The sequence below is a fragment of the Caproiciproducens sp. NJN-50 genome, assembly GCF_004103755.1.
Classification (GTDB): Bacteria; Bacillota; Clostridia; order Oscillospirales; family Acutalibacteraceae; genus Caproicibacter.
Genome location: NZ_CP035283.1, coordinates 1,556,621 through 1,578,331, shown reverse-complemented (window position 1 = coordinate 1,578,331; position 21,711 = coordinate 1,556,621). Strand labels below are relative to the sequence as shown.

Here is a 21,711-nt window from a genome sequence, read left to right as displayed (position 1 = left end):
ACAATTGAACGAGAAAGACGAAAAACCGGCGATTCCCTACATCAACCGGGAACTGAGCTGGATAGATTTTAATTACCGCGTCCTGGAAGAGGCATTTCGGAAGGAAAATCCGATCATGGAGCGGATGAGGTTTTTGGGAATTACGGCTTCCAATCTGGACGAGTTTTTCATGGTGCGGGTCGCCGGAGTGGAAGAACAGGTGGATTCTCACTATTTCGGCCGCGACCATTCCGGTCTGTCACCCATCGAGCTGCTTCCCATCTTATCACAGAAAATCCACGGTTTTGCCGAACGGCAATATTCCTGTTATACCCGCTCCGTTGTGCCTGCTTTGAAAAAAAGAGGGATCCGGTTTTTGAAGCCGGAGGAACTGAGCGAAGAACAGGAAAAATATGTCTCCGAATATTTCGACCGCATTCTGTTCCCTGTTCTGACTCCGCTGGCAGTGGACCGAAGCCGCCCGTTCCCCTTGCTTGCAAACCGCAGTCTGAACATTGCCGTTCGCCTGAAGGGAAAGGAGGAATCCTATTTTGCAGTTGTTCAGGTTCCCGGAATCCTGTCCCGCTTCATCAGCATCCCGTCGGGAAACGGAAGCGATTATATTCTTCTGGAAAATATCATCATCCATAAGCTCGGCGAGCTGTTTGAACTGAATGAAATCCGTTCCGCCAGTACATTCCGCATCACCAGAAGTTCCGATCTCGACATTGACGAAGACACCGAGGATCTTCTGATCGAAATACAAAAATTCATTAAAAAGCGCAAACGCGGAAAGCCCGTGCGCCTGGAGCTTTCGCGCGGCCATGATCAGGAGACCGAGCTGTTCTTGAGAGAAATGCTTGAAATCGAGGATCATCAGATTTACGAAATTCCGGGTCCTCTGGATCTTACTTTTTGCTCCGCGTTTGCCACTTTGCCGCGCTATGAACAGTTGTGTTACCACCCCATGCGGCCCATTTACCCCCCTGGAGACTTTGTGGAATGTGATGATATTTTCAAGGCAATCCGGGAACGCGACCGCATGGTCCACCATCCGTACGAGAGCTTTGAAACCGTCATTGACTTTGTCCGCACGGCTGCGGAAGACGAAAATGTTCTCGCAATCAAGCAGACGCTGTACCGCGTGAGCGGGCATTCCCCCATCGTCGCCGCACTGATCCGCGCGGCGGAAAACGGGAAGCAGGTCACTGTCCTGGTGGAACTGAAAGCCCGGTTCGATGAAGAAAACAATATCATGTGGGCAAAAAAGCTGGAAGAGGCCGGATGTCATGTCATCTACGGTTTGAGCGGTCTGAAAACGCACTGCAAAATTCTGCTGGTGGTGCGGCGCGACGAGGATGGGATCCGGAGATATGTCCATCTGGCGACCGGCAACTACAATGACTCAACGGCAAAGGTGTATACGGATATCGGGCTTTTCACATGCCGGGAACCGTATGGAATTGACGCTTCCTCCCTGTTCAACGTCCTGACCGGTTACTCCCATCCTCCGGAATATAACCGTTTTATTGTGGCGCCGAGCGGCCTGCGCTCCTTTTTCTTCAGAATGATCCGGAATGAGATGGAAAACGCAAAAAAGAATCTGCCGTGCGGAATCACCGCCAAAGTGAACTCGCTGGTGGACCCGGAAATCATCGCCCTTCTCTATCAGGCCTCCGGAGCCGGCGTCCCGGTCCGGCTGATCGTCCGGGGAATCTGCTGCCTGATTCCGGGAAAAGAAGGGTACAGCGAAAACATAACTGTCAGAAGCATTGTCGGAAGATTGTTGGAGCACAGCCGAATTTTTACGTTTGAAAACGCAGGAAACACAAAGGTCTTTCTGGGAAGCGCTGACTGGATGCAGCGCAACCTGGACCGGCGGGTGGAGCTTGTTTTTCCGGTGGAGGACGGGCAGCTGCGCCGCAGGATCATGCAGGCGGTTGATCTGATGCTGAAGGATAATGAAAACGCGAGAGAAATGAACAGCGACGGGACTTATTTCAGGGTGGACCGCAGAGGAAAAACACCGCTTAACTGCCAGGAGGAATTTACAAAGATCGCTCAGCAATATGCAAAAGATTGCATGCAGGGGGAGGCTTCAATTTTTTCTCAAGGTCCCGAGGAACTGTTTCGCAATACCTGAACGAGAAAGGATCCGGATATGAAAAAAATAGGGCTTTTGACAAGCGGCGGAGATTGTCAGGGATTAAACGCGGCGTTGCGAGGAATCGCAAAATCGCTCTATGCCCGCATGGGTGCCAGCGTCGAAATAATCGGCATTCAGGACGGATACCGCGGTCTGATTGAAGGGAATTGCCGGCGGATGGCCGCGGATGATTTCTCCGGTATCCTTACGTTGGGAGGCACTGTGCTTGGGACATCCAGGCAGCCGTTTAAGCAGATTCGCTCCGGAAGCGAGGACCAGGTCAAAAATATGAAAAGCAACTATAACAACTGGGGACTCGACTGCCTTGTGATCCTTGGAGGAAACGGAACCCATAAAACCGCCAACCTGCTGCGGGAGGAAGGATTGAACATCGTCACATTGCCAAAGACGATCGACAACGATCTTTGGGGGACGGACATGAGCTTTGGGTTCCAAAGCGCGGTTGAAAACGCGGCCTACGTCATCGACTGCATCCACACCACGGCGACCTCCCACAGCCGCGTTTTTATTGTCGAGGTCATGGGGCACAAGGCCGGATGGCTGACGCTTCATGCAGGAATCGCAGGCGGAGCCGACGTCATTCTGCTTCCGGAAATTCCTTATAACATTGACTGCGTGGCGGAATCGCTGCGCGGAAGAAGCCGGCAGGGAAAACGCTTTTCCATTTTGGCCGTTGCAGAAGGAGCTGTCTCAACAGATGAGTCCAGGCTCAGCAAAAAGCAGTTTAAAGCAGAGCGCGCTAAAATGTCTCATCCCTCTATCTCCTATCGGTTGGCTGACGAAATCGAGAAAATGACAGGACATGAAACGCGGGTCACCGTTCCCGGACATTTTCAGCGGGGCGGAAGCCCTTGCCCGTATGACCGGATTCTTGCCACCCGGTTTGGCGCAGCGGCGGCGGATCTGATTATAAAAGAAAAATACGGCTGCATGGTGTCCTTGAAAAATGATTCCATCGTTTCCGTCCCGCTGGAGAACGTCGCCGGAAAATTAAAATCTGTTCCGCAGGACTGCGATCTGATTAAGACCGCGCAGAACATCGGAATCAGTTTCGGATATTGAGGGGCATAGCCCCTTTCCGCGGACCGTCCGGTCCGGAAGCGCCTGCGGCGGCTACGACGTGGGCGTCGCGGATCCGAATCCGCCGCTCACATCAGGGCGCACGAGGGAAGCGAAAAAAACGCGCGCAGGCCCGGTCCGCATGGAGACCGCGCCCGAAAAGAGCTATTTCCGCTTTGACGCAAAAAGCTGGGCCGGTGAAGAAATCTTCACCGGCCCAGCCAGATACGGCCGCAGCCGCAAATTACTCAATGATCTTGGAAACAACGCCGGAACCAACCGTATGGCCGCCCTCGCGGATAGCGAAGCGGAGTCCTTCTTCCATTGCGATCGGCGTAATCAGCTCTACTGTTATCTGGACGTTATCGCCCGGCATGCACATTTCCGTTCCTTCCGGAAGGTCGATGGTGCCGGTAACATCCGTGGTGCGGAAATAGAACTGAGGACGGTAATTATTGAAGAACGGTGTATGACGGCCGCCTTCATCCTTGGTCAGAACGTAAACCTGGCCGACAAATTTGGTATGAGGATGCACACTGCCCGGCTTTGCAATGACCTGGCCGCGCTCGATCTCTTCTCTCTGGATACCGCGGAGAAGCATGCCGATGTTGTCGCCGGCCTCGGCAAAATCAAGGGATTTGCGGAACATTTCAAGGCCCGTAATAACAGACTTTTTCTTTTCCGGAGAGAGGCCGATGATTTCGACTTCTTCGCCGATTTTAGCCCTGCCGCGCTCCACTCTGCCCGTCGCAACGGTGCCGCGGCCGCTGATGGTCATAACGTCTTCGATCGGCATCAGGAAAGGCAGGTCCGCTTTGCGTTCCGGTGTCGGGATGAACTTGTCAACCGCATCCATCAGTTCCCAAATGGATTTATATTCCGGAGCATCCGGATCGGTGGATGTGCTCTCCAAAGCCTTCAGAGCCGAGCCGCGAATAATCGGAGTGTCGTCGCCCGGAAATTCATATTCATTCAACAGGTCGCGAATTTCCATCTCAACCAGGTCCAACAGTTCCTCGTCGTCGACCTGATCGACTTTGTTCATATAGACAACAATATAAGGCACGCCAACCTGACGGGCAAGCAGAATATGCTCACGGGTCTGGGGCATCGGGCCGTCTGCGGCGGAAACAACCAGAATCGCGCCGTCCATCTGAGCGGCACCGGTAATCATGTTCTTCACGTAGTCGGCATGGCCGGGGCAGTCGACATGGGCATAGTGACGAGCTTCCGTCTGATACTCGACATGCGCCGTATTAATGGTAATGCCGCGGGCTCTTTCTTCCGGAGCCTTATCGATATTTGCATAGTCGACAAAATCGGCTTCACCCTTGAAGTTAAGAACCTTCGTGATAGCCGCAGTCAGTGTGGTCTTGCCGTGGTCGACATGACCGATGGTGCCAATGTTAACATGAGGTTTCGACCTGTCAAATTTTGCTTTTGCCATTGGAGATCCTCCTTTTTATTTATCTGAACTCAATAAAAATTTTCATTATGCTTAACATTCTAGCAATAAAGATGCTAAAAAGCAAGCACATTTTACTGGTTATTCCGATTTTTTGCTGCGCGAAGTAACGATCTTCTCAGAAATGTTTTTCGGGACTTCGGCGTAGTTTCCCGGTTCCATGACATACTGTCCGCGCCCCTGCGTCCTGGAGCGAAGATCCGTCGCATAACCGAACATTTCGGAAAGCGGAACCATCGCACGAATCTGCTGCGCACCCGGAATCGCATCCATGCCTTCAATCATGCCGCGGCGGGAGTTAAGGTCGCCCATCACGTCGCCCATATAGTCCTCCGGAACCGTGACGTTGACTTTCATGATCGGTTCCAGGATGACCGGGTCGGCTTTCGTCATCGCTTCCTTAAAGGCCATCGAACCGGCAATTTTGAAAGCGAGCTCAGAGGAGTCGACTTCATGGAAAGAGCCGTCGTACAGCGTCACCTTGGCGTCCACAACCGGATACCCGGCCATAACGCCGGACAGCATGGCTCCCTGGATTCCCTGGTCGACCGCTGGGATGAATTCCTTCGGAATCGCGCCGCCGGTGACGGCATTGACAAACTCATACCCTTTGCCGGGATTCGGTTCCAGTTTGATCTTGACATGACCATACTGACCGTGACCGCCGGACTGTCTTGCGTACTTTGTTTCAACATCGGCAAGGCGCCGGATCGTTTCCTTATAAGCGACCTGCGGTTTGCCGACATTGGCCTCAACGTGGAACTCGCGGAGCAAACGATCGACTATGATCTCCAGATGCAGCTCGCCCATTCCTGCGATGATGGTCTGGCCGGTTTCCTCATCCGTATAGGCTTTGAACGTCGGATCTTCCTCCGCCAGTTTGGAAAGGGCAATACCCATCTTTTCCTGACCGGCCTTGGTCTTCGGCTCAATGGCGACGCGGATCACAGGATCCGGGAACTCCATGGATTCCAGGACGATCTTGCGCTTGGGATCGCAGAGAGTGTCGCCGGTCGTGGTGTTTTTCAAACCGACGGCCGCCGCAATATCGCCTGCGTAAACCGTTTCAAGGTCCTGCCGGTGATTCGCGTGCATCTGCAAAATGCGGCCCATTCTCTCGTTGTTGTCCTTCGCGGAATTGTAAACGGTGGAACCGGCGTCCAGTTTGCCGGAATAAACGCGGAAAAATGCCAGCTTGCCGACAAAGGGGTCCGTTGCAATCTTGAAGGCAAGAGCCGCAAACGGTTCGTCGTCGGTCGCATGGCAATCCTCTTCCTCTCCGGTATCCGGATTCGTGCCGCGGATTGCGGGGACGTCGGTTGGCGCCGGCAGATAGGCGATAATTGCGTCAAGAAGTTTCTGCACGCCCTTGTTCCGGTATGAAGTTCCGCAGGTGACAGGCACGAATTTGTTGGCGATGGTCGCCTTGCGGATCACTTTGTTGATTTCTTCCTTCGTCAGCTCCTCGCCGTTCAGGTATTTTTCCATCAGGACATCATCCTGTTCGGCAACCGCCTCGAGAAGCTCTGAATGATATTTTTCAGCGAGTTCCTTCATGTCCTCGGGAATATCCTCGACCTCCATATCCTTGCCCATTTCGTCGTAATAGACGTCGGCTCTCATGTCGATCAGGTCGATAATCCCTTTAAAAGTATCCTCGCTGCCAATCGGGAGCTGAATCGGGACAGCATTGCATTTCAGGCGGTCCCTCATCATCTGGATGGTGCGGAAAAAGTCCGCGCCCATGATATCCATTTTATTGACGTAAGCCATGCGCGGAACACTGAACTGTTCCGCCTGACGCCAGACCGTCTCCGACTGTGGCTCCACGCCGCCCTTTGCATCATATACCGCTACCGCGCCGTCAAGAACGCGCAGGGCGCGCTCCACTTCGACCGTGAAATCCACGTGACCCGGAGTGTCGATAATATTGATCCGATGGCCTTTCCAAAAGCAGGTCGTGGCGGCGGAAGTGATGGTAATGCCCCGCTCCTGCTCCTGCACCATCCAGTCCATTGTGGCGGCTCCGTCGTGTACTTCGCCCATTTTATGATTGATGCCGGTGTAATACAGGATGCGTTCGGTAGTGGTTGTCTTACCGGCATCGATATGAGCCATGATGCCGATATTACGGGTTAATTCAAGTGGTACCTGCCTTGGCATAATTTCCTCCTAAATATACTGAAAATGTGCGGTCCGGCCATTACCAGCGGTAATGTGCAAATGCCCTGTTTGCTTCTGCCATCTTATGCGTTTCATCGCGCTTTTTGGCAGCGCCGCCAGCACCGTTCACAGCATCCAGGATTTCGCCGGCAAGTCTCTCTTTCATCGTCTTCTCACTGCGCTGTCTTGCATAGCCAGTCACCCAGCGAAGTCCCAGGGTCTGCCGCCTTTCCGGACGGACTTCCATCGGGACCTGATAGGTGGCGCCGCCGACGCGGCGGGCCTTGACTTCCAGAGAAGGCATTACATTTTCCATGGCCTGTTCAAAGATATCCAACGGTTCTTTCCCCGTTTTGTCCCTGATAATATCAAATGCGCCGTACACGATCTTCTGGGCAACGCCCTTTTTTCCGTCGTACATGATATTATTGATCAGCCGTGTTACGATTTTGGAATTATAAAGTGGATCCGGCAAAACATCGCGCTTTGCGGTTGAACCTCTTCTTGGCACTTTACTTCCCTCCTTCACAGATATGAATTCATCGGTACTCGAAAGCGACATAACTCCCGTGGCCAGTACAGAGGCGCTCTATATGATCAAACGCCGCTGCAATTCTGTTTTTCAACATGCAGCCGTCAGGTTTCTGTCATCATGTTCCGGCCGGGCCGGTTATTTTTTTGCAGCACCGGCCTTCGGCCGCTTTGCACCATACTTGGAACGGGCCTGCATGCGCTGAGCAACACCCTGCGTATCCAGAGTTCCGCGGATAATGTGATAGCGGACACCAGGCAGATCCTTGACACGTCCGCCGCGGATCATTACGACGCTGTGCTCCTGAAGATTGTGGCCGACGCCGGGAATGTAGGCGCTGACTTCAATCCCGTTGGAGAGCCTGACTCTCGCGATTTTTCTTAGGGCAGAGTTCGGCTTTTTCGGAGTCGCTGTTTTCACGACCGTGCAGACACCGCGCTTTTGAGGAGAATCCTGGTCGATCGGAATCCGTTTTTTTGAGTTCCAGCCCCTTAAAAGCGCAGGAGCCTTCGCCTTTTTCACAGATACTTCTCTTCCAGTATTGACCAGTTGGTTAAAGGTTGGCATATGACACCTCCTAACAAAATTATTTATGTTAAGCCGCCCGGTTTCGGGCGGCTGCAACAACAGACTTCCGCTCCAAAACGGCACTTTTCAGAAAGGCCGATATGGAGCCATCACAATTTTACATTATAAGCCTAAACCGCGCTGTTTGTCAAGTTTTCGCCGGTTGGCTCGATTTCGACATCCCTGTAGCATTTCATGCCGGTTCCCGCCGGAATCAGCTTGCCGATAATGACATTCTCCTTGAGGCCAAGCAAGGGGTCAACCTTGCCTTTAATGGCCGCATCGGTCAGCACGCGCGTCGTTTCCTGGAAAGAGGCGGCGGAAAGGAACGAATCCGTCGCGAGGGATGCTTTTGTAATCCCGAGCAGAACCGGCGTCGCGGTCGCTTCCTGCAGATCGGTTTCCCCGGCCGCGATCCGGTCGCGGACAATCTGGTTTTCCGCTTCCAGCTCGCTTTTTTCAATCAGCGCGCTCGGAAGCAGAGTCGTGTCACCCGCCTCTTCCACGCGAACCTTTTTCAGCATCTGGCGGACAATGACCTCAATGTGCTTGTCGTTGATGTCAACGCCCTGCATGCGGTAAACCTTCTGAACTTCTTCAATCAGATAATCCTGAACCGCCTGGGTCCCGCTGATTGCCAGAACGTCGTGCGGATTCACGGAACCTTCCGTCACGCGGGTTCCAGCTTTGATTTCATCGCCCTCGCTGACAATGATTCTGGAGCCGAAAGGAATCAAATAGGACTTGTTTTCCCCTGTTTCGGAATTTGTTACGACAACGTGGCGGCTCTTCTTGATTTCGTCAAAGGAAACCTTGCCCGCGATCTCACTGATGATTGCAAGATGTTTCGGTTTCCGGCCTTCAAACAGCTCCTCGACGCGCGGCAGGCCCTGTGTAATATCCTCCGCGCTGGCAACGCCGCCGGTGTGGAACGTGCGCATGGTCAGCTGCGTGCCCGGCTCCCCGATGGACTGGGCGGCGATAATGCCGACCGCCTCTCCGACCGTCACAGGCATCCGCGTCGCCAGATTCGCTCCGTAGCATTTTTTGCACACCCCGTGCTTCGCGCGGCAGTCCAGAATGGAACGGATCTTAATTTTCTTGATCCCTCTGGAGGTAATCAGTTCGGCGTCCCGGTCGTCCATCAGTTTATCCTTGGAGACCAGAACCTCGCCGGTCGCTTCATCCACAAAATCCTCCAAAAGATAACGCCCGATCAGCCGTTCGTGCATGGTCTCGATAATTTCCTTGCCTTCCTTGATATCAAAGATTTCAAGGCCCTCGGTTGCGCCGCAGTCGTCTTCCCGGATAATCACATCCTGGGAAACATCGACCAGGCGGCGGGTCAGATAGCCGGAATCCGCCGTGCGCAGAGCGGTATCGGCAAGGCCCTTTCTGGCACCTCTGGAAGAAATAAAGTATTCAAGGATGTTCAGGCCTTCACGGTAATTGGCCCGGATTGGAATTTCTATTGTCTTACCGGACGTATTCGCGATCAGACCGCGCATACCCGCCAGCTGGCGGATCTGGCTCATGGAACCGCGGGCCCCGGAATCGGCCATCATGAAAATCGGGTTGTAGCGGTCCAGGTTTTTCTGAAGGGCGGAGGAAACGTCCTCCGTCGCTTTTGTCCAGGTTTTCAGAACGGCATTATACCGCTCGCCATTGGAAAGCAGACCCATCTTGTACTGCTCGGAAATTGTGTCGATTTTCTGCTCGGCGTCCGCGATGATCTCCTTTTTCTGGGGCGGAATTGTCGCGTCGCTGACGGAAACCGTAATTCCGCTGCGGGTGGAATACTTGTATCCCTGCGCTTTGATCGCGTCCAGAACTTCGGAGGTCTTCGGCACGCCGTGGACCTTGATGCATCTGTCGATGATTTGTCCCAGCTGCTTTTTCCCAACCAGGAATTCGATCTCGAATTTAAACCGGTTTTCCGGCTTGGAGCGGTCCACATAGCCGAGATCCTGCGGAATCGGGCGGTTGAAAATCATCCTTCCAACCGTCGTTTCCACGATCTGGCTTTCCGGTTCGCCGTCAAACACAAGCGTCCTGCGGACTTTTATCTTTGCATGCAGGTCAATGACCTGCTCGTTGTAGGCCATGATCGCTTCATCGAAGTTGCGAAAGTATTTGCCCTCTCCCTTTTCACCGTCCTTATCCAGGGTAAGGTAATAGGACCCCAGGACCATATCCTGGGTCGGCACGGTAACAGGCCTGCCGTCGGAAGGCTTTAACAGGTTCCCGGCCGCCAACATCAGGAAGCGGGCTTCCGCCTGGGCCTCCGAGGAAAGCGGAACGTGCACGGCCATCTGGTCGCCGTCGAAGTCGGCGTTATAAGCGGTGCAAGCCAGCGGATGGAGCTTCAGGGCGCGGCCCTCGACCAGAACGGGCTCAAAAGCCTGAATGCCCAGGCGGTGCAGGGTCGGGGCGCGGTTCAGAAGGACCGGATGATTCTTGATGACGATCTCAAGGGCATCCCAAACTTCAGGCTTGGCGCGTTCCACCGCTTTTCTTGCCGCCTTGATATTGCCGGACGCCTGTGTTTCCACAAGGCGTTTCATCACAAAGGGCTTAAAGAGCTCCAGCGCCATTTCCTTCGGCAGGCCGCACTGGTACATTTTCAGGTCCGGTCCGACCACGATGACCGACCGGCCCGAATAGTCGACGCGCTTGCCGAGAAGGTTCTGACGGAAGCGGCCCTGCTTGCCTTTCAGCATATCGGAAAGGGATTTCAGCGGACGGTTGTTCGGCCCGGTGACCGGACGCCCGCGGCGGCCGTTGTCGATCAGCGCGTCAACAGCTTCCTGAAGCATTCTCTTTTCATTGCGGACGATGATATCCGGCGCGCCGAGCTCCAAAAGCCTCTTCAGCCGGTTGTTCCGGTTGATGACGCGGCGGTACAGATCGTTCAGGTCCGAAGTGGCAAACCGCCCGCCGTCCAGCTGAACCATCGGGCGCAGGTCCGGCGGAATCACCGGAATGCAGTCCATGATCATCCATTCGGGACGGTTGCCGGAAAGGCGGAACGCCTCCACAACCTCAAGGCGTTTCAGGATGCGGACCCTCTTCTGTCCCGTGGCGCTCACAAGCTCCGTCTTTAGTTCCGTGGAAACTTCGTCCAGATCGATCTCGGACAGCAGTGATTTGATTGCCTCCGCTCCCATGCCCGCCTGAAAATCGTCCTCATATTTTTCGCGCATGTCGCGGTATTCTTTTTCATTCAGCAGCTGCTTTTTTTGCAGTTCGCGCACATCTCCCGGGTCCGTCACAATATAAAGGGCAAAGTACAGCACCTTTTCCAGCATCCGCGGAGAAATATCGAGCATCAGCCCCATGCGGGAAGGGATCCCCTTGAAATACCAGATGTGGGAAACGGGGGCCGCGAGTTCGATATGGCCCATGCGTTCGCGGCGGACCTTCGCACGGGTGACCTCAACGCCGCAGCGCTCGCAGATTTTCCCTTTGTAACGGATCCTCTTGTATTTGCCGCAATGGCATTCCCAGTCCTTAGTGGGCCCGAAAATGCGTTCGCAGAACAATCCGTCACGTTCCGGCTTTAAAGTACGGTAGTTGATCGTTTCCGGCTTCTTGACTTCGCCGTGTGACCACTCCCGAATTTTTTCAGGTGAAGCAAGTCCAATCTTTATGGATTCAAAGGTGTTAAATTCCATATTTCGACCCCTTCCTGTCAAGTTTTATCTTCATCGGAATTCAAATCGAACAGATCGTCTTTCTCAAAATCTTCGGAATCGCCCGAAGCGTCTCCTCCATCATCGGAAAAGCCGTCGGATTCGTCAAAAAGCTCACCATCGTCCTCTGTCTCTTCCATAGAGAAGCCCTCAAAGTCACCATCCGCTACCGTCGGCTCGTCGAAGTTTTCCTCCTGAGGATTGAACCCGATGTCGTCGTCTTCATCAAAGTTCTGCTTCAGATCGATTTCATCATTGTTTACATCCAGTACCTTTACATCCAGGGCGAGGGACTGAAGCTCCTTAATCAGAACTTTAAAGGATTCGGGGATCCCCGGCGTCGGAATATTCTGACCTTTGACAATCGCCTCGTAAGTCTTTACGCGGCCGACCACATCGTCGGATTTGACGGTGAGGATTTCCTGCAGAGTGTAAGCAGCGCCGTACGCTTCCAGCGCCCAGACCTCCATTTCACCGAAGCGCTGCCCGCCGAACTGGGCTTTGCCGCCCAAAGGCTGCTGCGTAACGAGGGAATAGGGTCCGGTGGAACGCGCGTGAATTTTATCGTCGACCAGGTGATGGAGCTTCAGGTAATACATATATCCAACTGTGACCGGATTGTCAAAATCCTCTCCCGTGCGCCCGTCGCGAAGCTGAATTTTGCCGTCCGGGCTTCTGCCGGCCTGTTTCAGGCATTCGACGATGTCGTCTTCGTGCGCGCCGTCAAAGACAGGAGTCATAATTTTCCAGCCAAGCGCTTTCGCCGCAAGGCCGAGGTGCACTTCCAGCACCTGGCCGATATTCATTCGGGATGGAACGCCCAGAGGGTTCAGGACAATGTCAAGCGGAGTTCCGTCGGGGAGGAACGGCATATCCTCCACAGGGAGGATGCGCGAAACGACACCCTTGTTCCCATGGCGGCCCGCCATCTTGTCGCCGACCGAGATCTTTCTCTTCTGCGCCAGATAGCAGCGGACGACCTTGTTGACTCCGGGGCTCAGCTCGTCGTGGCTGTTCTCGCGGGTGAAAACCTTGACGTCCACGACAATTCCGCTTTCACCGTGCGGAACACGGAGAGAAGTGTCGCGCACTTCGCGTGCCTTTTCGCCGAAAATGGCGCGGAGCAGCCGCTCCTCCGCCGTCAGCTCCGTCTCGCCCTTCGGCGTGACCTTGCCGACCAGAATATCTCCCGCGCGGACTTCCGCGCCGATGCGGATGATCCCGCCGTCGTCCAGGTCGCGGAGCAGATCTTCGTTGACGTTCGGGATGTCGCGCGTGATTTCCTCCGGGCCGAGCTTGGTATCGCGGGCCTCGGTTTCGTATTCCTCAATGTGGATGGAGGTGAACACATCGTCCCGAACAACCTTTTCACTGATCAGAACGGCGTCCTCGTAATTGTAGCCTTCCCAGGTCATAAAGCCGATCAGGGCGTTTTTGCCGAGGCTGATCTCCCCGTCCTTCGTCGCGGGTCCGTCCGCGATCACGTCGCCGGCCGCGACGCGATCGTTCAGATCGACAATCGGCACCTGATTGATGCATGTTCCCTGATTGGACCGCATAAATTTAATGACATGATAGGTGTCGGTCTCCCCGTTGTCCGCAAGAATTTTTATTTCATCCGCGGATACGCTCCGGACCACGCCGCTGCGTTTCGCAAGCACGCAGACTCCGGAGTCGACGCCCGCTTTGAATTCCATGCCCGTCCCGACGATCGGAGATTCGGTCTTCAGCAGAGGGACCGCCTGCCGCTGCATGTTGGAACCCATCAGCGCGCGGTTCGCGTCGTCGTTTTCCAGAAACGGAATCATTGCCGTCGCGACGGAAACGACCATCCGGGGCGAAACATCCATATAATCGGCTTGCTCCCGTTCCACTTCGACAAACTCGTCACGGTAACGGCCGTTGACCTTCGCGTTGGCAAAATGCCCTACTTCGTCGAGAGGTTCGTTCGCCTGCGCGACAATATAGTTGTCCTCGACGTCCGCCGTCATATAAACGACTTCCTTGGTCACCACGCCGGTCTTTTTGTCTACGCGGCGGAACGGAGCTTCGATAAAGCCGTACTCATTGATCCGCGCAAAGGTAGCCAGATAGGAAATCAGTCCGATATTGGGGCCTTCCGGCGTCTCGATCGGGCACATGCGCCCGTAATGCGTGTAGTGAACGTCGCGGACCTCGAATCCGGCGCGGTCTCTCGAAAGGCCGCCGGGGCCCAGCGCGGAGAGACGGCGCTTGTGGGTCAACTCCGCCAGCGGGTTGGTCTGATCCATAAACTGGGACAGCGGGGAAGAACCGAAAAACTCACGGATCGCTGCGACCACGGGGCGGATATTGATCAGGGAATGGGGCGTGAGGACCTCAAGGTCCTGCGCCTGGAGAGTCATGCGCTCGCGGATCACGCGTTCCAGACGGGAAAACCCGATGCGGAACTGGTTTTGCAGCAGCTCGCCGACGGAGCGGATGCGGCGGTTGCCAAGGTGGTCGATGTCGTCCACTGTTCCAAGACCGACCGCAAGACAGTTCATATAATTGATCGAAGCGAAAATATCGTCGATAATGATATGCTTCGGAATCAGTTCGTCGGCTCGCGCGATGATTTTCTCCTTGATCTCATCGTCATTGGAGCTGGATTCCAAAATCTCATTCAAGATAGTGAAACGGACTCTTTCATTGATCTCACATTCCGCTTTCGCATCGAAGGAAACGAAATTTTGAATGTCGACCATTCCGTTGGAAATCACTTTTACCTCGCGGTCCCCGACCTGTACGAAGGCAACCGAAACGCCGGCGTTGTCAATCTGCTCGGCAAGCTCGCGGGAAACGGCGGTTTCGGCCTCCGCAAGCAGCTCCCCCGTGCGGGGATCCGCGATCGGGCGGGAGAGGACCTGCCCGGCGATACGCCCTGCAAGATTCAGCTTTTTATTGTATTTATAGCGTCCCACGCGGGACAGATCGTACCGGCGGGCATCAAAAAACAGGCTGTTGATGTGAGCCTGTGCGCTTTCTATGGTCGGCGGCTCGCTCGGGCGGAGCTTCCTGTAAATCTCAAACAGGGCCTCTTCCATGTTTTTACAGGGATCCTTGGCGATCGTCGCTTCCATCCGTTCGTCGCTGCCGAAATATTCGCGGATATCCTCGTCCGAACCGAGCCCAAGGGAGCGGATGAAAACGGTCACCGGTATTTTGCGGTTTTTATCAATGCGCACATAGAAGACGTCGTTCGCGTCGCTTTCATACTCCAGCCATGCGCCGCGGTTCGGGATGACGGTGGAACTGTAAAGCTCCTTACCGGTCTTGTCGTACTCCATTTTATAGTAAACGCCCGGCGAACGGACCAACTGAGAAACAATGACGCGCTCGGCCCCGTTGATGACAAAGGTGCCGCTGTCGGTCATCAGGGGAAAATCCCCCATAAAAACTTCGGATTCCTTAATTTCGCCGCTTTCCTTATTGAGCAGCCGCGCCGTGACCCGCAGTGCCGCGGAGTAAGTGGCATCGCGTTCCTTGCATTCTTCCACGCTGTAATTCGGCTTGTCGGCATCCAGCTTGTAGTCGACAAAATCGAGCACGAGATTGCCCGTGTAATCCGTAATGCCGGAAACTTCCTTGAAGACTTCTTTGAGTCCTTCGTCGAGAAACCACTGATAGGACTTTTTCTGTACTTCGATAAGATTAGGCATATCAAGGACTTCGTCAATACGCGCAAAACTCATTCGGGTATTTTTGCCAACCCTAACCGGTTTGACATTCACCATTGGCTCAATCACTCCATTCATAGATTTGACATTCCGCGGCATAAATTAAGCACAAAAAGTTTTCATGTATCTTACGATTTTATTATACTCCGGATAAACTATTGCCTTTTTGCGGGACTTGTGATATGATAGATACAAATCGTGTTGCGTATAAGTTTCCATGATGATGCAGTATATTATTTTATTACAATATATGGTGGTTGTCAAGTAATTTTTTGAGTTATTTAAGATTTTAGTTATGATAGTAAAAAGCCGGGGGTAGACTCCGGCTTTTTTATGTGCAATCCTTTATGAATTCTTTTTTTTGCAGTCCACGGACCCAAATGTATACGATTCCAGCTTATTTCTCACAATCAATGAAATTTCGTCATAAATTTCATGAAAGCGGCAGCAGGTGTCATGAGTGCAGCTGTAGTCGTCCTGCTGGCAGCGGCTGAGCATATAGGGCCCCTCCACTGACTCAATGACCTGGCGGAGCGTGATTTTTTCCGCCGGACCGGCCAGCATGTAACCTCCATGCGCGCCTTTATAGGACACAATCAGCCCCGAAGCAACCAGTTTCCGCAGTATTTTCAGGGCGAATCGCAGAGGGACGCGCGTGTGTTCCGAAAGGGTCCGTGCGTCGATTTTCTGTTTCGACTGCGCCAGCTCGTCCACAATGCGGACCGCGTAGTCGGCTTCAAGTGTCAAAACCATAATGAAAAACCGTCCTTAATCCAGAAAGTCTTTCAGCTTTTTGCTGCGGCTCGGATGGCGGAGCTTCCGGAGCGCCTTTGCCTCGATCTGACGGATGCGTTCCCTCGTCACGTTGAATTCCTTCCCCACTTCCTCCAGCGTGCGGGAACGCCCGTCCTCCAGACCGAAACGCAGACGAAGCACCTTTTCTTCGCGCGGAGTCAGCGTGTCCAGCACATCCGCAAGCTGTTCTTTCAGCAATGTGTGAGAGGCGGCGTCCGCCGGGGCCGGGGCATCGTCGTCCGGGATAAAATCCCCCAAATGGCTGTCCTCTTCCTCTCCGATCGGCGTTTCCAGCGAAACAGGCTCCTGCGCAACGCGCATGATTTCACGGACCTTTTCCACGGGCATATCCAGTTCAAAAGATATTTCATCCGCCGTCGGCTCATGGCCGTTGGTGTGCAGCAGCTGGCTGGAAACTTTCTTCACCTTGTTGATGGTTTCCACCATGTGAACCGGGATCCGGATGGTTCTGGCCTGATCCGCGATCGCGCGGGTGATTGCCTGACGGATCCACCAGGTCGCATACGTGGAAAATTTAAAACCCTTGGTATAGTCGAATTTTTCCACCGCTTTGATCAGTCCCAGATTTCCTTCCTGAATCAGATCCAAAAACTGCATCCCCCTGCCGAGGTAGCGCTTCGCGATGCTGACAACCAAACGCAGGTTTGCTTCCGACAGCCTTTTCTTCGCCGCCTCGTCCCCGCTTGAAATGCGGATCGCAAGGTCGATTTCTTCTTCCGGCGTCAACAGGGGCACTCTTCCGATTTCCTTCAAATAGACCTTGACCGGGTCGTCGATTGCAATTCCTTCCGTGCTGAGAGCGGATTCCAAATCTTCACTTTCGACTATTTTAGGGTCGATTTCAAGATCGTCCAGCGGCTCGTCGCCGAAATCCTCGACGATTTCCACTCCCTGGGACTCCAATGTATCATAAAATTTTTCTATTTGCTCCGGATCAAAATCCAGTTCGCCGAGAGCATCAAGAATTTCCTTTGTGGAAAGCTGTCCCTTGGACTTTCCCTGCTCGATCAGTTCCCTGATCACCGTTTTCTTGTCAGGCATCGCCATATTTGTCCCCCTATTTCTTCTGCTGCCTTAATCTTTTAAGGTAATCCTCTATTTCCTCAGCCCGTATCGATTCGTCCCGGGTAATCATTTTTTTATCATTTTCCTGGGAAATAATACTGATGTATTCCTGCACATCCTGCCCTGTCAGCGTAATGCCGTCCTGCGCCGCTAAAATCCGCGCGATGGATGAAATTTCATCCATGGTAAATTCTTCCGATAATTCCGCAAGGCCGACTGACTTTCCATCTGTAATTCTGCCCACAATTATCGCATATACACGGCGGTTAAACGCTGTAATAAATTTTTCAGGCGGCAATTGAGAGGTTATTTTCTCAGCGGATTCCGGAAATTTCAGCAAATGAGCAATCAGCGCTTCCTCCGCGACCGCCGCGCGGAGATTTTCCGCTTTTTCCGGATTCACGCGGTCCTGCAGGCCGGCGGCCTGCCGCTGAGCCGCCTGGAACTGCTTCTTTATCTGCTTTTTACGGTTCTTCTTGCCGAAGGCCTGAATCTGGTTCATCACCGCAGAGGTGGCAATTCCTGCCTCTTGTGCGAGGCGCCCCGCGTAGACTTCCTGTTCGATGCGGTTCTCCAAAGTGGCCAGAATGGAGGCGGCGGCATTGAGGTATTCAACCCGCTGCTCCGGATTCTGCAAATTCCGGCCCTGCTTCGCCTTCTGCAAACGATATTCCACGTCATTGCCGCAGGAATCGAGAAGCTGCTTGAATTTGACCGGCCCGTTTGCCTTTATGTATTCGTCCGGGTCTTTGCCCCCTTCTACCGTCAGCACACGGACGATCAGCCCGGCGTCCCGCAGAATCGGGATCGCCCGCGAAGCAGCCTTTTGTCCCGGCTCGTCGGAGTCATAGCAGACGACAACCTCTTTTGCGTACCGGGCCATGAGCCGCGCCTGCGCCGGAGTCAGCGAGGTGCCGAGCGTGGCGACCGCCTCCCGGAATCCCGCCTGATGCAGCGCGATCACATCCATATATCCCTCGCATAAAATCAGCCTGCCCGTATTGCAGTTCTTGGCAAAATTAAGGGCGAAAAGCATGCTCCCTTTACTGAATGCGGGCGTCTCGGAAGTATTCAGATATTTGGGCTTGTCATCTCCCAGGGTCCTTCCTCCGAACGCCACCACATTGCCTCGCAGGTCGATAATCGGAAACATGACTCTGCCGAAAAAGCGGTCGACCGCCTTTCCATTTCTGCTTTGAAACGCGACATTGGCCAGAATCATCTCATTTTGCACGTATCCTTTTCTTTCAAGCAGGTCGACCAGGGCAAATCGGGAAACCGGCGAGTACCCGAGACCGAAATGCCGGACCGTTTCCGGCTTCAGGGCTCTGCGGCTGAAATATTCCCTGCCCTCGCGGCCCGCGTCCGAGTTCAGCACGGAATAGTAAAACCGAGCGGTCTCCCTGTTGATCTCAAGGATGCGCGTACGCAGCCTTGCCATTCCGTTGTCGGCCTCCGCTTCCGGGACCTGCATACCGGCCCGCTGCGCCAGGAACCGGATTGCCTCCATATAGTCGAGATTCTCGATCCGGCGGACAAAGGTAATCACATCGCCGCCCGCGCCGCACCCAAAGCAGTAAAACGAACCGTTTTCGGGATAAATGTTGAAAGACGGCGATTTCTCGCTGTGAAACGGGCAGAGCCCGACCAGATTTCTGCCGCTGCGCTTCAGGCTGACATAACTCGACGCAATCTCCGCAAGATCGCTCCGAGCCTTCAATTCCTGAAGAAATAATTCCGGCAACGGCATATTCCCACCTCCCTTTTCGGTCACCCGGCCATCTAAAACCTCCAGGAGGCCGGAATGTAAATCGATTTAAACAGCTCAACGGCATAATGGTCCGTCATTCCCGCGATAAAATCGCAGGCCGCCCGCGCGCAGCCCTCCTGTTCCGCAATCCTGCGCATATCTTCCGGCAGGTTTTCCGGTTTCTGCAGGAACCCGAATAAAATACCGATCAAATTTGGAACTTTTCGTTCCTCCCCTTTCGCATAAGGGTTTTGATAAACGCTGCGGTACATATACTCATTTAAAAGATCAAACGCTTCTTGAATCTCCGGAGCCATCCGGACGGTTCCTTCTCCGCTGTTCGCCACCACGGAGCGCACCAGCGTGTCGATCCGTTTTGACTTTTTGTGGCCAAGCACCTCGGTGATTTCCGGCGGAATCTCTCCCTCCGTCAGCACCCCGGCGCGTTCGGCGTCGTCGATATCATGGTTGAGGTAAGCGATCCGGTCGGCCGTGCGGACGATCCGCCCTTCCATCGTCACCGCCTCCGTGCCCGAAGTATGACACAGAATCCCGTTTCGCACCTCTTTGGTCAGGTTCAGGCCCCTTCCGCCCTTTTCAAGCCGCTCCACGACCCGCACGCTCTGTTCATAATGCCGGAACCCACCCGGAACAATCTCGTTCAGAGCCCGTTCCCCCGCGTGCCCGAAGGGGGTATGTCCCAGATCGTGCCCCAGCGAAATGGCCTCCGTGAGGTCTTCATTCAGGCACAATGCGCGCGCAATCGTCCGCGCGATCTGAGCGACTTCCAGCGTATGGGTCAGGCGCGTTCTGTAGTGGTCCCCCTCGGGGGAAAGGAATACCTGCGTTTTATGCTTTAACCGGCGGAAAGCCTTGCAGTGGATGATCCGGTCCCGGTCTCTTTGATACGGAGTCCGCAGATCACATTCCTCTTCAGGTACTTTGCGCCCCGCCGAATTTTTCGAAAGCATCGCATAAGGTGAAAGGGTCTGCTCTTCCAGCTTTTGTACCCGTTCGCAAACCGTCATCAAAGACTCCCCTTTCCGTGCGCTCACAGCATTATACGCGAATTCTCATTCTTTTCCTTTACCTGAAATAAAAAAATCAGCTGAAATCAAAATATTTTTGAGTAATTACCGCTGCCGAACATGCTCCGCAGGTTGCGTCGGACAAAGCATCTTTGAAATTTTTTATATTTCCGTTTTCCATGTAAAAGCGGATCCGCACGGACTCGGTGTAATCGGACTGCTCAATATTTCCGCCGTGCTGAGGAATCAGCGCGCAGACGAAAGAATACTGTGCGTAGCTGCAGCAAACCTCCAGCACGGAGCAGAGCTTCATCACGGCGATCCCGGATTGCTCCAGCGCAAGCGAAGCCGCATGGGAATATGCCCGCACCAGGCCGCCGGTTCCAAGCAGGATGCCCCCGAAATAGCGGGTGACGACAACCGCCGCGTCCGTAACCCCGGATTTCCGCAGCACATCCAGCACCGGCAAACCGGCAGTCCCCTGCGGTTCCCCATCGTCTGAATGCCGCGTGATATGTCCCTGCCTGAGGCTATAAGCGTATACGTGATGATTTGCGTCCCTGCGGTGGGATTTCACTTCCTGAAGAAAGGCGGCCGCTTCTTCCTCATTGGATACGGGCGCGCAGTCGCTAATGAATCTGGAACGGCGTTCCGTGAACTCCGCGGAGGCGGCAACTTTCAGCGTCAGATATTCTTCCTCCATTCCGCTTCCCCCTAAATAGTTACCCCCCGGCAAAGCCGGGGGTTCTTCATATGCGGGCAAAGCCCTGTATTACTGGCTGCGCCTCAAGGCGCTGGTACGGTCTGCCAATTGCAAAAGTTTGTTACTTGCTACCCGTAAACGGGTCTGCATACTCCTTAAGCGTCATCTGGTCTTCAACCTGATCTTCTTCCAATTGATTTTTGATGTACTCAGCTATTGCTTTGTCATTTTTCCCTGCCGTATCTACAAAATAGCCTCTACACCAAAATGTCCGGTTCCCATATTTGTACTTCAAATTCGCGTGCCGCTCAAATATCAGCAAAGTGCTCTTTCCTTTGATAAATCCTACGAATCCGGAAACGCTCATCTTCGGTGGTATTTTTACCAACATGTGTATATGATCCGGACACACCTCTGCTTCCATGATTTCCACCTGTTTCCAGTTACATAACTCCCGCAGTATTTTTCCTATCTCAGCCCGCATATTTCCGTACGCTACTTTTCTACGATACTTGGGTGCAAACACTATGTGGTATTTGCAATTCCAGCTCGTATGGTTTAAACTATCTATATCATTCGTCTTCATGTCGAATGTGCCTCCTTTTGATATGTTTTGTTGCAGTTGGCAGACCGCAGCTTTTATTATATCAAAAGGAGGTTTTTTACTATTATCACCGCTAAAGCTTTTTTTGAACTCCCGGCACAGCCGGGAGTTTTCGTATTACAAAAAGAATAGACGGCGTTTTCCGCCGTCTATTCGTACCAAATTGGCTTTACTTGTCGAGACCGTAGCGCCTTTTGAACGTATCTACGCGACCGCTTGTATCAACCAGCTTCTGCTTGCCCGTAAAAAACGGGTGGCATTTGGAGCAAATTTCAACACGGATGTTTTCCTTTGTGGATCTTGTATGAATCACATTTCCGCACGCGCAGGTAATCGTAGTATCTTTATACTGCGGATGGATCTTTTCCTTCATTCCTGTCACCTCTTTATCAGCCATACTCCATACTGAGATGATTATATCAC

At 53.5% G+C, this 21,711-nt stretch carries 15 protein-coding genes; 2 read left to right on the top strand and 13 right to left on the bottom strand.

Features of this window, described 5'->3' with window-relative positions; all coding sequences use genetic code 11:
• Positions 1-4: 4 nt before the first annotated feature.
• Positions 5-2,122: an RNA degradosome polyphosphate kinase gene (locus tag EQM14_RS07570; protein WP_128742375.1), complete on the top strand. Its 2,118-nt coding sequence runs from the start codon at positions 5-7 to the stop codon at positions 2,120-2,122.
• Between the two features lie 18 nt (positions 2,123-2,140).
• Positions 2,141-3,208 carry a 6-phosphofructokinase gene (locus EQM14_RS07565; protein ID WP_128742374.1) on the top strand — a complete coding sequence of 356 codons (1,068 nt, stop codon included), beginning with the start codon at positions 2,141-2,143 and terminating at the stop codon, positions 3,206-3,208.
• A gap of 241 nt (positions 3,209-3,449) precedes the next feature.
• Here the strand turns inward: EQM14_RS07565 and tuf are convergent, their stop codons facing one another.
• The 13 genes from tuf to rpmE all read right to left on the bottom strand — a co-directional run bounded on the left by tuf (position 3,450) and on the right by rpmE (position 21,661).
• Positions 3,450-4,652: an elongation factor Tu gene (tuf, locus tag EQM14_RS07560; protein WP_128742373.1), complete on the bottom strand. Its 1,203-nt coding sequence runs from the start codon at positions 4,650-4,652 to the stop codon at positions 3,450-3,452.
• 99 nt (positions 4,653-4,751) lie between these two features.
• Positions 4,752-6,833 carry an elongation factor G gene (fusA, locus tag EQM14_RS07555; protein WP_128742372.1) on the bottom strand — a complete coding sequence of 694 codons (2,082 nt, stop codon included), beginning with the start codon at positions 6,831-6,833 and terminating at the stop codon, positions 4,752-4,754.
• Positions 6,834-6,873: 40 nt separating this feature from the next.
• Positions 6,874-7,344, bottom strand: a complete 471-nt coding sequence (gene rpsG, locus EQM14_RS07550) for a 30S ribosomal protein S7 (protein ID WP_205703216.1) — start codon at positions 7,342-7,344, stop codon at positions 6,874-6,876.
• Positions 7,345-7,503: 159 nt separating this feature from the next.
• A complete protein-coding gene (gene rpsL, locus EQM14_RS07545; protein ID WP_128742371.1) occupies positions 7,504-7,932 on the bottom strand; it encodes a 30S ribosomal protein S12 in 429 nt (142 codons plus the stop codon).
• A 131-nt stretch (positions 7,933-8,063) separates the two neighbouring features.
• A complete protein-coding gene (gene rpoC / locus EQM14_RS07540) occupies positions 8,064-11,606 on the bottom strand; it encodes a DNA-directed RNA polymerase subunit beta' (protein WP_128742370.1) in 3,543 nt (1,180 codons plus the stop codon).
• 17 nt (positions 11,607-11,623) lie between these two features.
• Positions 11,624-15,379 (bottom strand): DNA-directed RNA polymerase subunit beta, encoded by a 3,756-nt coding sequence (rpoB, locus tag EQM14_RS07535; protein WP_128742369.1) that lies wholly within the window; start codon positions 15,377-15,379, stop codon positions 11,624-11,626.
• 288 nt (positions 15,380-15,667) lie between these two features.
• Positions 15,668-16,075: an RrF2 family transcriptional regulator gene (locus tag EQM14_RS07530; RefSeq protein ID WP_128742368.1), complete on the bottom strand. Its 408-nt coding sequence runs from the start codon at positions 16,073-16,075 to the stop codon at positions 15,668-15,670.
• Positions 16,076-16,090: 15 nt separating this feature from the next.
• Positions 16,091-17,179: an RNA polymerase sigma factor RpoD gene (gene rpoD / locus EQM14_RS07525; RefSeq protein ID WP_205703248.1), complete on the bottom strand. Its 1,089-nt coding sequence runs from the start codon at positions 17,177-17,179 to the stop codon at positions 16,091-16,093.
• 16 nt (positions 17,180-17,195) lie between these two features.
• On the bottom strand, positions 17,196-18,953 hold the full coding sequence (gene dnaG, locus EQM14_RS07520; protein WP_128742366.1) for a DNA primase: 1,758 nt from the start codon (positions 18,951-18,953) through the stop codon (positions 17,196-17,198).
• 32 nt (positions 18,954-18,985) lie between these two features.
• On the bottom strand, positions 18,986-19,981 hold the full coding sequence (locus EQM14_RS07515) for a deoxyguanosinetriphosphate triphosphohydrolase (protein WP_128742365.1): 996 nt from the start codon (positions 19,979-19,981) through the stop codon (positions 18,986-18,988).
• A 76-nt stretch (positions 19,982-20,057) separates the two neighbouring features.
• Positions 20,058-20,684 carry a YigZ family protein gene (locus EQM14_RS07510; RefSeq protein ID WP_128742364.1) on the bottom strand — a complete coding sequence of 209 codons (627 nt, stop codon included), beginning with the start codon at positions 20,682-20,684 and terminating at the stop codon, positions 20,058-20,060.
• 121 nt (positions 20,685-20,805) lie between these two features.
• Positions 20,806-21,270 carry an IS200/IS605 family transposase gene (gene tnpA, locus EQM14_RS07505; protein ID WP_128742353.1) on the bottom strand — a complete coding sequence of 155 codons (465 nt, stop codon included), beginning with the start codon at positions 21,268-21,270 and terminating at the stop codon, positions 20,806-20,808.
• Between the two features lie 187 nt (positions 21,271-21,457).
• The gene (rpmE, locus tag EQM14_RS07500) at positions 21,458-21,661 is read right to left on the bottom strand and encodes a 50S ribosomal protein L31 (RefSeq protein WP_128742363.1); all 204 of its coding nucleotides are present in this window, start codon (positions 21,659-21,661) and stop codon (positions 21,458-21,460) included.
• Between the last annotated feature and the right edge of the window lie 50 nt (positions 21,662-21,711).